Raw genomic sequence first — 13,969 nt, forward strand, 5'->3', positions numbered from 1 at the left:
GAGCGGATAATTATGAAAAAGCCAATTATTTATGTAACACGGAAAATTCCGGATGAGATTTTAGTGCCTTATCAGGATTCCCTTGACTTTCGTATGTGGGAGGAAGAGGATATTCCTGTTCCAAGAGATGTGCTCTTAGAAGAGGTAAAGGAAGCTGATGGTGTGCTATGCTTGCTTACTGAAAAAATGGATCGTGAATTATTTGAGAATGCCCCACAGTTAAGAGTTGTTGCAAATATGGCTGTGGGTTATGACAATATTGATTTAGAAGCGGCTCAGGAAAGGAATGTTATCGTTACAAATACACCTGATGTGTTAACCGAAACAACTGCCGATTTAGCTTTTTCTTTATTAACTGCTACGTCACGCAGAATTGTAGAAGCAAATGATTATATTCGTGAAGGCAAGTGGAATCATTGGTCGCCATACTTAATGGCAGGCTCTGATATCCATGGGAAGAAAGTTGGAATCGTTGGAATGGGAAGAATTGGTGAATCTATTGCCAGACGTGCAGAAGGGTTTGGCATGCCAATTATGTACCACAATCGTTCACGAAAGCCTAGTGCTGAAAACGACCTTGGAGCTACCTATATGGACTTTGACGAATTGCTTCGTGAAGCTGATTTTGTTGTTTCAGTTATTCCCTTAACAACTGAGACAAGAAAGCTGTTCAATAAGGACGCTTTCCAGAAAATGAAAACATCTGCTATCTTTATCAACGTGTCACGTGGAGGAGTAGTGGATGAAAAGGCTCTGTATCATGCTCTAAATGAGAATACGATTCATGCTGCCGGCCTGGATGTATTTGAGGAAGAACCGATTGACGCAAATCACCCACTTGTGAAGCTGAACAATGTTGTTTGTTTGCCGCATATCGGATCAGCAAGTGTAGAAACGCGGACTAAAATGCTTCATCTTTGCATGGATAACCTTCTAGCAAGCTTTAATGGAGAAGGCCCAATAACACCTGTGAAAAATTCATAAAAAAGCAGACTATCCTCAGTCTGCTTTTAATAAGTTATATTTTAAAATACTTGTTCGATTTCTGTAACACCTGGGACCTCTGCCATTAAAGCACGTTCAATTCCAGCTTTCAACGTGATTGTAGAACTTGGGCAGTTACCGCAAGCACCCATAAGACGAAGAAGTACAATGCCCTCGTTATCAACATCAATTAGCTCCACATCTCCACCATCACGTAGTAAAAATGGGCGTAATTTGTTTAAAACTTCCTGTACTTGCTCTTGCATTATCCATCTTCTCCTTTCTGATATCATTATAAAACGGATTAGGAAAAAAATCTATCCAAAATTTCATTTGTGTATAGTAGATATTTTTATTTTATCTTTTATTAAAGATTTTGTAAAATATAAGTAACTAAGATGTGGAGGTTTCGCAATGGGAAAAAGTATCTTGATATCGGTTTACGGAGCAGAACAGATTTGCGCAAGCTGTGTTGGAGCACCTGGGTCTTTGGACACATATGAATGGCTGCAGGCTGCAATAGGGAGAAAGTATATTGATGATGTCATTGAATATGAATATATTGACATAAATCAGCCTCCTGATGTCGAGAAACATCAGCAATTTGTTGAACGCATTTTTGAAGAAGATTTATTTTATCCAATTGTATTTGTGAATGATGAATTGGTTGCTGAAGGCATTCCAAGACTTAAGACGATATATAGTGAATTAGATAAAAATGGAGCAGTTCTTCAACCATAAATGGAATGAGGTTTGTTTTGACATGGAAATCCCTTTTACGAAAATGCATGGTCTAGGAAATAATTATATTTATATTGATTTATTTAAGTTTACTATTGCGGAGGAGCAACTATCAGGTCTTGCGAAAAGTGTATCAGATGTTTATACAGGGATTGGCTCAGATGGCATGATTCTGATCCAGCCGAGTGATGCTGCGGATGTTGGCATGCGGATTTTTAACAAGGATGGCTCAGAAGGACAGAGCTGTGGGAATGGATTACGCTGTGTAGCAAAGTATGCATATGAGAATGGGATTATCCAGCGTGAGAAATTTCAAATTGAAACACGTGCCAATACAGTTAAAGCCGAAGTGAATGTGGAAGCAGGTCTGGTACAGGAAGTCACGATTAATATGGGTGAGCCAATATTACGACGACAGGCGATTCCGATGATGGGTGAAGATGCCCCTCAGGTTGTTGCTGAGCCATTTACTGTTGGAGATGAAAAATTGGATGTAACCGCAGTATCAATGGGAAATCCGCATGCAGTATTTTTCGTAAACTCTATAGATACAACGCCATTGTATGAACTCGGACCGGTAATAGAGAAGGACCAACGCTTTCCAGATGGAGTAAATGTAGAATTTATTGAAGTGATTTCTCCAAGAGAGCTTAATTTTCAGGTTTGGGAACGTGGCTCTGGTGTAACACAAGCATGTGGAACGGGGGCATGCGCCTCAGTAGTAGCTGCCGTCCTAAATGGAAGTGTACAGCGAAACGAGGACATTACTGTTCATCTGGCAGGTGGCGATTTAATTATTAAATGGGATGATAAAGGTTCCGTCTGGATGACTGGTGGAGCAGATGTAATCGCAACTGGAACTTATTTTTTAGCCGATAATATTTGAATAGTTTCCTTGTAGTTTGTATACTGGTAGGTAACATATTATATTGATCCGTCTGAATTAATGAGGAGGGAATTAAGATGGCTATTACGGTTACAGATCAAGCAGCAATCCAGGTGAAAGAAATGATGAAAGAAGAAGAAGAGGGTGTCCGTCTGCGATTCGGAATTAAAGGTGGCGGATGCAGTGGACTATCATACTCAATAGGCTTTGATTATGAAGTTAATGAGGAACTTGATATGGTTGACGATATTAATGGCATCCCTGTTGTAATTTATAAACAGGATATACCTATTATAGAAGGAACAACGATAGATTTTAAGCAAAACATGATGGGCGGCGGATTTAGCATCGACAATCCGAATGCAATGGTATCATGCGGCTGTGGATCTTCATTTAAAGCAAAAGAACGGGAAGGTTCACCAGAGAAGTGCTAATTAAAAAGCCAAAGCGCAGGAAATAAGGCGCTTTGGTTTTTTTTATTAGATAAGTATAACTATTTTTCTTGCTGCAAAAGTGTAACTAAGGCAATCGCCTAGTTTTCTAAGAATAGACTTCCTTAATTAAATTAATGCATCATGAAATGCACCCCACCTCAGCGATTACCTCAGTATTTTTAAATTTCCACAAAATTGTCGATATTATGTTGCCACTTATTAGGCTTGAGAATCGAATATAGTTACACAAAGTATTATTTTTGAAAAAAATAATACAAACAACATCAAATGTCATATGACCATATGATAAAAATGACTGCCGTTTTCATATATATATATAGGATTTAATCGTCTTGTAGTAGATAATCGCTTGGTAACTACTATTGTCATTGTTGAACGAAAGCAAAAGAATAGCGAGGAAATGCCTGAAACAACTTTAGTGGACGTGAGGGACCTTATTTTATGGAAAACAAGCAATATTAAGGTTTAAGCGGACACCAGGTACCTTATTTGCTTAAAGTAGCCCTATTTCATTTGGATATATGTTAAATAAGTGCTCCTGTGTCCGCGTATCCCTCAAAAGGCACTTTTTAACCGAAATAGAGGCTCCTGTGTCCGGTGAGCGAAAATAAAGTCTTCCCAGAATGGAGGGTAGCATTCACTCCAGGATGATGGTTGATCATCTTCAGGATTTTCAAAAAAATAAGCCTAAACACGTTCATAAGGTGTTTAGGCTTATTATTTAAAACATACTTGTTGAGTGCTTTGGCTGAATTCGGGCTTTCGGATCGATATATTGTTTTGCATTGTTTATGGCTGTTGGACCTTCACCGAATCCAGTGGCGATTAGTTTTACTTTGCCTGGATAAGTAGTAATATCTCCGGCACCATATATCCCTGGAATATTGGTTTCCATTTTCGAGTTAACAACGATACTGTTCTTCTCTATTTCCAATCCCCAATCTTTAATTGGACCAAGTGTTGATACAAATCCATAGTTACATAGAACGGAGTCGACATCAATGTCTATTGATTTATAACCTTTTACTTCTTCCAATGTAACTTTGTCAATTTTTTCAGTACCTGTAATAGCTGTTGGAACAAAAGGTGTCAAAATATCAACATTTGAATCCATTAATTTTTCTACACTATGTTCGTGTGCTCTAAATTTGTCACGACGGTGCACCAAACTTACTTTTTTAGCTATTGGTTCAAGCATTAATGCCCAATCGACAGCTGAGTCGCCACCACCCAGCAGCATGACGTTTTGATCTTTATATTGATTCATATCTTTTACATGGTAATGCAAATTGACGCCTTCAAATTGATCACAATCTCCAACGTTTAGGCGACGTGGCTGGAATGCACCATTGCCTGCTGTGATAATGATTGTTTTGGTATAATGGACTTCCTTATCTGAAATCAGCTTGAATGTGTCATCTTCCATACGTTCAATTTCATTTATGGACTGTTCAAGAACAATTGTTGAATCAAACATATTTGCCTGTTCCTCAAGGTTGTCTACCAGGTCTTGTGCACGGATCTTCGGAAAACCTGCAACATCATATATATATTTCTCTGGATACAGGGCAGTTAATTGCCCGCCAGTATGTGGTAAGCTTTCAATTATCTTAACACTAGCTTGTCTCATCCCACCATAAAAGGCAGTAAATAAGCCAGTAGGTCCAGCGCCGATAATTGTTACGTCATATACTTTATCTGACATGGAAATCCCCCATTTATCTTTTTCGTGTATGTGTACCATTCCTATATTATCATAAACAATTATTATATGTGTATTGATGCACACAAGCAAGGATACTTTAACATAGTTTGAAAAATACAATTTTTATAAATAAAAAATAAAGGTTGAAAATTGTCGAAAAAACATCTAATATAATCAATAGATATTTTATATTACAATCGTGTAACAAAAGTTATATAAATGAAATAAACTATTTGCACTTGGCCACAAGCCAAGTTTTCTAATGTCTATTTACGTGAAATAAGTCACATACGTATCGAAATAATTCAAATGGAAGTGATGAGAGATGAACAAGCCAAATATCGTCATATTAGGTGCAGGTTATGGGGGAATGATGACTACTGTAAAATTGCAGAAGTCACTAAACATTAATGAAGCTACTATTACGCTTGTAAATAAAAATGACTATCATTACCAATCAACTTGGTTGCATGAAAACGCAGCTGGAACTTTGCATCATGATCGTACACGAATTCCGGTTAAAGATGTTGTTAATATGAGTAAAGTCAATTTTATAGAAGATACAGTTGTTTCTATTAAGCCTGATGAAAAAAAAGTGAAATTGGAAAATAGTGTGTTAGATTATGATATTCTGGTCCTTGGTCTTGGTTTTGAAGCAGCAACTTTCGGAATTCCAGGACTAGAAGAACATGCATTTACGATTGGAAACATAAACAGTGCCCGACTAATAAAAGAACATATTGAGTATAATTTCGCAATGTATCATAATGAAAAAGAAAAGAATCAAGGCCGTCTCAATATTGTTGTTGGAGGTGGGGGATTTACAGGGATTGAATTTGTTGGTGAATTAGCAAACCGTATTCCAGAGCTTTGTAATGAATACGATATAGACAAAGCACTTGTACGCGTCATTAATGTAGAAGGATCACCATCTGTATTACCAGGGTTTGATCCACAGCTCGTAGAATATGCTATGAACTCCTTGGAGTCACGAGGTGTTGAATTTATCACTGGTGCAATGTTAAAAGAATGTAAGCCAGACAGTATTGTTTACCAGAAGGATGATAAACTCGAAGAAATCCCGACTCAGACTACAGTTTGGGCTGCCGGAGTTCGTGCTAATTCAATTGTTGAAGCTTCAGGGTTTCAGACAAATCGTGGAAAAGCAGAAGTACGTCCGGATATGCGTGCACCAGATTATGATGATGTATTTGTTATTGGTGATTGTGCACTAATTATGAACGAAGAAACTGGAAGGCCATATCCTCCAACAGCACAAATAGCAATTCAGGAATCTGGAATTGTTGCACATAATGTAAAGTCCTTAGTTCAAGGAAAAGATGAACTAGAAGCTTTTGAGCCGAAAATTCTTGGGACAGTAGCTTCACTTGGTCATACGGATGCTATTGGAGTTGTGCTAAACCAGCGCAAAATATTCGGCTGGAGTGCAACAGTTATGAAAAAAGTCATTGATAACCGTTATCTCTTAAAATTGGGAGGGCCAGGGTTATTAATAAGAAAAGGAAAATTTAATATATTTTACTAGATTAGAAGAACAAATGAAAAACTTGGCTTATCGCAAAGCAGTAGTTGCACTTATGCAGTAGGAAAGTATCTATACTTTTCTACTGCCAAGCAAAGGCAAATGTGATGCCTTTGCTTTTCTGCTGGTTTGTTATAAAATAGTTTTTGTATGGAAAGTGTGAAGGGAGATACAACGGTGATACAGTTTGTAGTTTCTATATTATTGTTCTTTGTGATATTTTTTGGACTGGCCTTTATTTTAAATATGTTGTTAAGACGAACTTGGTTAATGGCACTTATTTATCCGGTTATTGTTTTGATGATAGTTGATGATATGTCATCACTTGAATATTTTAAAGATCCAGGTGGCTCTTTTTCAATAGCATTTTCTAAATTAATGGATATAACAGCTGCTGATATTAGTATTCTGGGAGCTGGTTTTCTGGGGACAATCGTATCAGGAATTGTTATTCGATTTTTACGTAAGAGTGGCTATCAAATGTTTTAATGTATAGTAAAAAAAGCGTTAACCCTATATCTTCAATGGGTTAACGCTTTTTTTATCAGTTAGAAGAATATTTCTACACTAGTGCAACTAAGGCTTATCTATACTAAGGAGTGGCGATAAGCCAAGTTTTCAAATCTTGCTCATTAATTCATCCAGTAGGTGAATAAATCTCTCTTTTTCTTTATGAGTTAGATTCTTATCTCCATATCTGATCTTTTGATATAAATCAAGATAAGAAGGATTTATATGCAGACGGGAAAACCATTCCTCAATTGTTTCTGAAGGCTGTCTCCCCAATCCATTCGTATATGCTTTCTGTTCAAGCTTGAGTACTTTTCTTCTCAAAGGATTTACTGTTTTCCAGGATGAGAAGTACTTCCGTAAGCCATTGTTACTATCGGGGGAGGACATAAGCGGAGTAACGATTGAGATGCTGCTCTGCTTTCCATCAGGGACATTTTCTTGAACAACTTTTTTCCTGAAAAGAAAAATTGCGATAAGAATAAGTAAGGCTAGTGCAATTATAATAGTCCACCAATTTATAATCTCCATCCCGCCATCGTAGGAACTGTCAGTATTAGCCATTTCGTCCAATTCATCCATATTTTCTTTGAAACTGCTTGTCGCTTGATCAAAGGTTTTTTCATCCACAAGATTGAGCAAAAATCGAAAGTCAAGACCTAAAAAGTTCGCCATATTAACAATACCGAACACGATATATTGGAACAAGAAACCAACGCCTGACAAAATAAAGCTGATAAGCCCTTTGGTTAATGGATAAAGGCCATAAGTAATTATACCTCCAGCTAAAAGAAGTATTCCGAAGGTGCTAAACGTTAAAATTGTCTTTAGTTTACTATGTTTTTCCATATTGTTCATCAGCTTCAGCCAATACCCACAAAGAATAATAATGAATTGTAAAATACCAAACCATATAAGGTTGGGATGATTAATAAACATGAATTCAAGAAAAAACATAACGAAAGTTAAATTTAGGATTGTGAACTGATTGTCGGATGGACCATTCCTTTCAGTATGAGCATATCTCCAAGTAATAAATCCTAGCCAAAGTGCTATTGTAAGCATTGGATAACTAAAAATATAATTCATGAACGAAAAAGCTAATGCTATAACCGGTACATAAACTGCGTAGTTTTTTATCATCCGCAGGGAAATATCAAGTGAAATTAAAGTTAGCCCTGTAATAAGCAGATAGCTCCAAAATGGATATGGGTCTTGGGTAAAAGTGAAAATAGGAATTAGTATAAAGTAAAACATTATTGATTCCGAAAATAATTGCATGAACTTGACTATACGATTGTTATTATCCATACATATCATTTCCTTTTGTGACTGGAATAATATGAGAATCATTAACTTGGAATAGGTGATTACCTTGGCTGATTAGCTTATTAATATAGTAGTTATTCGATTCATCATTTTCTCCAATCATTATTATCAGCCGCGATTTTGTTTGGGACTGGTGCAGACGATACAAAATATTTTTTACTGGAATTATCAAACTTCCATTACCAACACGAGTCAGCAGTTCCAAAATTTTCTTCAAGTGTCGGATGTCATGATCCTCAGGTAAATGAACAAGACTATCACTGTTCAGATAGATTTCTACTTCATGACCGTCTTTTATAATATTACGGGTTATGTACGCTGCTTCAGATAAGATCTTTTCCAGTTTTGGACTTGTGTATAAATTACCCAACGAACTTCTTTCGGATATGTTAATTATAATCGTCCAGGCGATGTAACGGTTTCGTTCGTATATTTTTGTTTGCAGCTTTTGTGTCTTGGCACTTGCTTTCCAATGAATTCGCTGAAACGGATCAGAAGTTACATAATCTCTTGTTCCCAAAGGCTGCAGGACGTCTTCATATGGAGAATGAATTGTAACACTCGTACCAGGGTTTTGGTTCCGTATTTCTCGCAGCTTACTTACTTCTTGTAATTCAGGAAAGACAATCAGTTCATTAAAATTCTTTTCTAAAGGATATAGCATCAATTGTTCAAAACTTAGCAGGTGGGAAAATGTAAAATTGAATTCTTTAAGACGACCAACACCGCGCTTTACAGTCTTAAATGGGATTGTTAATGATACTTCACTTTTCCCAGGGAGTGAAACAGGGATTTGGTAATAATTTAAGCCCCTCCAGGTTGTTTGCAAATAATCCTCATTCAAAACGTGATCTTTCATTTTAAAGGATATATATCCATTTAAATAAGGGAGCAGTGAGTTATTTTTTATCTTAATTGATAGGTTTAATGTTTCACTGGGAAATGCCTTCTTGAATTGCTCGGGAATCTCCAGAGTTAAATTTTTCCCAATCTGACGATTATATAAATGCAATCCAAGATAATAAATAGCGATTATACCAACCAACAAAAATACGAGAGGTCTATCAAGGTATAGACTGACGATTGTCAGCAAAAGGAGAAATGCTAATGTTAGTTGGTGGTAAACCTCGTTTTCTGTTGTTTTTACTATTTTCCATTGCATTATCTTGTTGTCCTCGCTTCAACAGGTACCTCAATAGACTGAATTAATTCTCGCACGACTTCTGTTTTTTCATTACGTATTGCACCTTCCATGGATAGTATAATACGATGTTCGAAAACATATCTTGCAATAGATTTGATATCCTGAGGGGTGACAAAATCACGACCGTCTATAAATGCGCGAGCTTGTCCGGCACGCATTAAAGCTAATGCAGCTCGTGAACTGACACCAAGTTCAATATCCTTATGCTCCCTAGTTTTATGGACGAGTTGCAATAAGTAATCCATTACAACATTTGAAACATCAACATGTCGTACTTCTTGCTGTAATAAAATAATCTCATCTATTGACAGAATTGACGTGACTTCTTCTATTGGGTCACTTAGGCGTTGATTTGATAAAATTTCCTTTTCTTGTTCAAACGTTGGATAATCCAGAGTAATTTTCAATGAAAAGCGGTCAAGTTGAGCTTCAGGTAATGGGAATGTTCCATGATTGGACTCAATGGGATTCTGAGTAGCAATAACAAAAAAAGGTGAAGGGATTTTTATTGTTGTACCATCGATTGTCGTTTGGTGCTCCTCCATGACTTCAAGCAAGCTTGATTGTGTTCTAGGTGTTGCTCGGTTTATTTCGTCAGCCAATAAAATGTTTGTTTTGACAGGACCTGTTAACAATTCAAACTCCTGTGTTTTTGGATTGAAGAATCTGATCCCCGTTACATCACTAGGTAGCACGTCAGGTGTAAACTGAATACGGTTGAATTCGCCGTCAAAGATTTTAGCGAATGCTTTTGCTAATTTAGTTTTACCCGATCCTGGAATACTTTCGAGTATGACATGTCCATTACTCAAGAGTGCTGTAAACAGTAAATCTATAACGTCTTCTTGTCCTAAAATTACATGGTTAATCGTTTCTTTTGCCAGTGTGAGTTTGTGGTAAGCTTCCAAATATGATGCTCCTTTTCATTTAGCTAATAATCTTACAATTTATTTTATCACACATAATACACTCAATGGGAGTTCTAAAAAAAATGCTTTCTACTTTTTTGAATATTTAATAGAATTCATTATTTTTCATTAGTTTATGTGTATAATAACTTGTTTTTTGGTAACACTGTCAAGATAGGTAGCTATTTGAGGATGCAGTTTGCTGAGGTAGGGTATATCGTGCCTAAAACTGTTATATTAAATTAGCATGCTACCAGAAAGGTGTTATTAGTGACTAAAACTAAAATTTTTCGCAGAACTAGTATGTTTCTATTATTCCTGGGAGCGTTTTTTGTAACATTATCGTCTATTTCAAATATCACAATCACAGATGTACATGCGTGGGTTGCAGATGGAGCTGAAGTTTCTTATAAAGATGCAAATGGTACAGCCAAAAATAGGCAGACTGCATTAAAAGAGAAGAAACTAAATGTTGCTAAACAGCAGAAAAGATATATTTCAAGCGAGCAAGTAGAAGGCCCAAAAACACTGAAAGAATATAGTGAGGAATTCATTGAAAAGCAGTTTCCTAGTAGTACTGTTGTAGCAACTGGCTATACTGCTGGTGTAGAATCAACTGGGAAGACTCCTGATCATCCGCAATATGGAGTAACGTATTCTGGTGTAACCGTTAAACGAGACTTATACTCTACTATTGCTGCTGATTTAAGTGTTTATCCGATTGGTACTGTTATGTTTATCCCAGGTTATGGATATGGTGTTGTTGCTGATAAAGGTGGAGCCATTAACGGAAATAAAATCGATCTTTATTATGAAACAGTGGAAGATGTCTATTCAGAGTGGGGTAAAAAGCAAGTAGAGGTATACATCATTGAACGTGGCGATGGTAAGTTAACAGAAAAAGAATTGAACAAATTAAATGAAAATGAAGCATTACAGGTATTCAGGAATCAAATAACCAAAAGTTAAATCAAAACAGAAGTTTCCCCTTTATAAAGTGGTTCAGTTACGGTATACAAAAACGCAATTTGTACTCTTAATTGAACTGCTTTTTTATATGAATTTACTATCGTCTTTATATGTATTGATGGCGTAATCGCTCCTTTCTGAAACCTCATACGCCACGCTAGGCATGGAAAGCATTCAATCTACATAACGATTGCAATAACTCTTTATTTCACTATGACTTTATGAAGCAAATTGCTCGGCAAACTAATGCTCTATTGTGGACGTTTATTAAAATAGGCCCAAGCACTGAATCTTAAGAATTAGTTGATATAAATGGTGACTTAATGCGGAAAAATACTTGAGTGCTATGACACCGCTCTGGAATAAACTTCGCGCACCTTAGGGCGGCTCTCGCCGAAGCTTTTCCTCCCGCAGGAGTCTTCGTGTATTTCCTGCGCTGGGTTATGCTCACTTTATTCTAAAAATTAGCTGTGAGGGATAAAATTTTATGAAAAAGTCTTAATATAATTGATAAATTATAAATGCAATTGCGATCCCTGATAAGCCACCGAAAAACACTTCGATTGGCTGATGTCCCAGCAACTCTTTTAACTCCTTACGCTTTTCATAATCTTCCTTTTTACTCCAGTCCTTTGCCCCGTCCATAAAATATTGAAAGTCCTTAACTAGCTGATTTAAAACAATCGCTTGTTCTCCTGCTTGCCTGCGTACTCCTGAGGCATCGAACATAATAATAATACTGAAGACACATGCTATAGCAAACATAGTGGAGGGAACTCCTTCTGAAATTCCAACACCGGTGGTTAATGCTGCTACTGCTGCTGAGTGACTACTGGGCATACCACCATTGCTAAAGGCTAAACCAGGTTTGAATTCTTTTGTCACAAAGAAGCGAATAGGGACTTTTACCCCCTGTGCAAAAACAATTGCAGACAATGCTGCCCATAATGGAAAATTTGCAAAGAAACCCATGAATGTGTGAACATCCTCTCTGTTGCTTTAACTTTACTAGTCATGAATCGGTTGTGGTAAAGTTTTAAAGACTATAATTTGTAATTTTATCACATATGTAGAAACATTTCATTTAATTAAAAAGGATACTCCATAAGGAATATCCTTGCCAAACTTTCACGTATTATGTCCTTGCAACGGAAGTCCATCTTGATGGAACCCGCTTAGCCAAACTTACCATAAATACAGCAGATAAACATGCCAGAGCAGTGTCTTTTACGAGAAACGGAATCATACCAATCCATGCTACTGGATAAGAAATCTGTAGTTCAAGCCATGTATTCATTGCAACATACATATAGCTTACACCTATTCCATAATTAATTATTAAACCAACAAGAGCTGCTACCGTATACACTGGAATGGATGGTTTTCTGCTGAACTCTGCAATGAAACCTACAAAAAATGCTATGAATACAAATGAAATTATGAAACCACCAGTAGGGGAGACAAGCGCCATGGGGCCTGCAGACATCTTTGCAAAGACTGGTACTCCGGCCACACCAACCAAAATATATGTAATCATGGAGGTACTGCCTAATTTTTTTCCGAGCATTAGTCCTGCAAGAATTGCAAAGAATGTTTGGAGTGATAATGGTACAGACGCGCCTCCAATTGGAACTGCTAGCATCGGAAACCACACCGATATGTTTGCTCCCACAGCCATTAGACATACGAATACTGCACCGAATGTTAGATCAATAGGACGTAAACTTTTCACTTCGATCGCTCCCTTCAATATAGATAATATAAAAATAGACTTCCATTGTCAACTATAATTTATATTGGTTAACATATAAAGTTAAAAAACAGCCTCTCATAATTGAAAGGCTGTGTTCAGTTATTCTTTTATCGCTGCATCAAGTGCTATTTCCATCATTTCATTAAATGTTGTTTGTCGCTCCTCTGAAGAAGTTTCCTCGCCAGTAAGGATGTGGTCAGAAACTGTCAGAACCGAAAGGGCTTGGCGATTAAACTTGGCGGCAAGTGTATATAATGCTGTTGTTTCCATTTCGATTGCGAGCACTTTATACTTAGCCAATAATTCATTTAACTCTTGTGCGTTGTCACGATAAAATGTATCGCTGGTAAATACATTTCCTACACGTAAATTCATGCCTTTATTAATACCTACATCATATGCATTCTTTAGTAAATCAAAATCAGCTAATGGTGCATAATCAATACCATTAAATATCATCCGATTCATTTGCGAATCAGTTGTTGCTCCCTGAGCTAGAATTACGTCCCGGACTTGAACATCTTTTTGAATGGCGCCACACGTACCTACTCGAATTAATTTTTGAACATCATAACTTTGGATTAATTCGTTTACGTAGATTGAGATGGATGGTACACCCATTCCTGTTCCTTGAACAGATATACGCTCACCCTTGTAAGTTCCTGTATATCCATACATTCCTCGCACATTATTATATTGTGTCACGTCTTCTAGGAACGTATCTGCAATAAACTTTGCTCGTAAGGGATCACCAGGTAATAAAATCTTATCAGCAATATCGCCTTTATTTGCTCCAATATGCACACTCATGTGAATGTTTCCTCCTATATTAGATAATGATACAAAAGTAACGTTATCATAATGGATATACAAAAACAAATAAGTGAAATAAATCGGTAATTATTGCTTTTTTGTTTCAATCGAGATAATAATTGTATATAATGTAATTAAGTATTTCATAAAATGGAGATACATAATAAAG

15 protein-coding genes are annotated in these 13,969 nt (G+C 36.7%); 7 read left to right on the forward strand and 8 right to left on the reverse strand.

What is annotated here, in order from left to right; genetic code table 11:
- Positions 1-12: 12 nt before the first annotated feature.
- On the forward strand, positions 13-984 hold the full coding sequence (locus BMY13_RS06135; protein WP_092503306.1) for a 2-hydroxyacid dehydrogenase: 972 nt from the start codon (positions 13-15) through the stop codon (positions 982-984).
- 41 nt (positions 985-1,025) lie between these two features.
- On the opposite strand, the gene BMY13_RS06140 is transcribed toward BMY13_RS06135, so the two are convergent.
- A complete protein-coding gene (locus tag BMY13_RS06140) occupies positions 1,026-1,277 on the reverse strand; it encodes a NifU family protein (protein WP_245736036.1) in 252 nt (83 codons plus the stop codon).
- Between the two features lie 121 nt (positions 1,278-1,398).
- Between BMY13_RS06140 and BMY13_RS06145 the strand changes: the two genes are divergently transcribed.
- The 3 genes from BMY13_RS06145 (at position 1,399) to BMY13_RS06155 (ending at position 3,045) form a co-directional block, all read left to right on the forward strand.
- Positions 1,399-1,725: a YuzD family protein gene (locus tag BMY13_RS06145; protein ID WP_092492133.1), complete on the forward strand. Its 327-nt coding sequence runs from the start codon at positions 1,399-1,401 to the stop codon at positions 1,723-1,725.
- Positions 1,726-1,747: 22 nt separating this feature from the next.
- Positions 1,748-2,611, forward strand: coding sequence for a diaminopimelate epimerase (gene dapF / locus BMY13_RS06150; RefSeq protein ID WP_092503309.1), 864 nt, complete (start codon positions 1,748-1,750; stop codon positions 2,609-2,611).
- A gap of 77 nt (positions 2,612-2,688) precedes the next feature.
- Positions 2,689-3,045 carry a HesB/IscA family protein gene (locus tag BMY13_RS06155; protein ID WP_092492135.1) on the forward strand — a complete coding sequence of 119 codons (357 nt, stop codon included), beginning with the start codon at positions 2,689-2,691 and terminating at the stop codon, positions 3,043-3,045.
- Positions 3,046-3,787: 742 nt separating this feature from the next.
- Here BMY13_RS06155 and BMY13_RS06160 read toward each other — a convergent pair.
- On the reverse strand, positions 3,788-4,771 hold the full coding sequence (locus tag BMY13_RS06160; RefSeq protein ID WP_092503311.1) for an NAD(P)/FAD-dependent oxidoreductase: 984 nt from the start codon (positions 4,769-4,771) through the stop codon (positions 3,788-3,790).
- A 325-nt stretch (positions 4,772-5,096) separates the two neighbouring features.
- On the opposite strand from BMY13_RS06160, the gene BMY13_RS06165 reads away from it, so the two are divergent.
- Positions 5,097-6,317, forward strand: coding sequence for an NAD(P)/FAD-dependent oxidoreductase (locus BMY13_RS06165; protein ID WP_092492137.1), 1,221 nt, complete (start codon positions 5,097-5,099; stop codon positions 6,315-6,317).
- 174 nt (positions 6,318-6,491) lie between these two features.
- On the forward strand, positions 6,492-6,803 hold the full coding sequence (locus BMY13_RS06170) for a YuiB family protein (protein ID WP_092492138.1): 312 nt from the start codon (positions 6,492-6,494) through the stop codon (positions 6,801-6,803).
- Positions 6,804-6,932: 129 nt separating this feature from the next.
- Here BMY13_RS06170 and BMY13_RS06175 read toward each other — a convergent pair whose 3' ends face one another.
- Genes BMY13_RS06175 through BMY13_RS06185 form a run of 3 tightly spaced genes read right to left on the reverse strand, consistent with a single transcriptional unit; the run spans position 6,933 to position 10,265 of the window.
- Complete coding sequence (locus BMY13_RS06175; protein WP_092503313.1) at positions 6,933-8,135, reverse strand: hypothetical protein; 1,203 nt, start codon at positions 8,133-8,135, stop codon at positions 6,933-6,935.
- Positions 8,128-9,315, reverse strand: a complete 1,188-nt coding sequence (locus BMY13_RS06180; RefSeq protein ID WP_092503315.1) for a DUF58 domain-containing protein — start codon at positions 9,313-9,315, stop codon at positions 8,128-8,130. The genes BMY13_RS06175 and BMY13_RS06180 overlap by 8 nt, the downstream gene beginning before the upstream one ends.
- A complete protein-coding gene (locus tag BMY13_RS06185; RefSeq protein ID WP_092492141.1) occupies positions 9,315-10,265 on the reverse strand; it encodes an AAA family ATPase in 951 nt (316 codons plus the stop codon). Before BMY13_RS06185 ends, BMY13_RS06180 begins: the two co-directional genes overlap by 1 nt.
- Positions 10,266-10,535: 270 nt before the next feature.
- On the opposite strand from BMY13_RS06185, the gene BMY13_RS06190 reads away from it, so the two are divergent.
- Positions 10,536-11,234: a 3D domain-containing protein gene (locus BMY13_RS06190; RefSeq protein ID WP_281243659.1), complete on the forward strand. Its 699-nt coding sequence runs from the start codon at positions 10,536-10,538 to the stop codon at positions 11,232-11,234.
- 498 nt (positions 11,235-11,732) lie between these two features.
- On the opposite strand, the gene BMY13_RS06195 is transcribed toward BMY13_RS06190, so the two are convergent.
- From BMY13_RS06195 to deoD, 3 genes are all read right to left on the reverse strand, one after another.
- Positions 11,733-12,206 carry a divergent PAP2 family protein gene (locus BMY13_RS06195; protein ID WP_092492142.1) on the reverse strand — a complete coding sequence of 158 codons (474 nt, stop codon included), beginning with the start codon at positions 12,204-12,206 and terminating at the stop codon, positions 11,733-11,735.
- Between the two features lie 163 nt (positions 12,207-12,369).
- The gene (locus tag BMY13_RS06200) at positions 12,370-12,966 is read right to left on the reverse strand and encodes a biotin transporter BioY (protein WP_092503317.1); all 597 of its coding nucleotides are present in this window, start codon (positions 12,964-12,966) and stop codon (positions 12,370-12,372) included.
- Positions 12,967-13,086: 120 nt separating this feature from the next.
- Complete coding sequence (deoD, locus tag BMY13_RS06205; protein ID WP_092492144.1) at positions 13,087-13,797, reverse strand: purine-nucleoside phosphorylase; 711 nt, start codon at positions 13,795-13,797, stop codon at positions 13,087-13,089.
- Positions 13,798-13,969: the final 172 nt, after the last annotated feature.

The sequence above is a fragment of the Virgibacillus subterraneus genome (assembly GCF_900110695.1).
GTDB classification, from domain to species: Bacteria; Bacillota; Bacilli; order Bacillales; family Amphibacillaceae; genus Lentibacillus; species Lentibacillus subterraneus.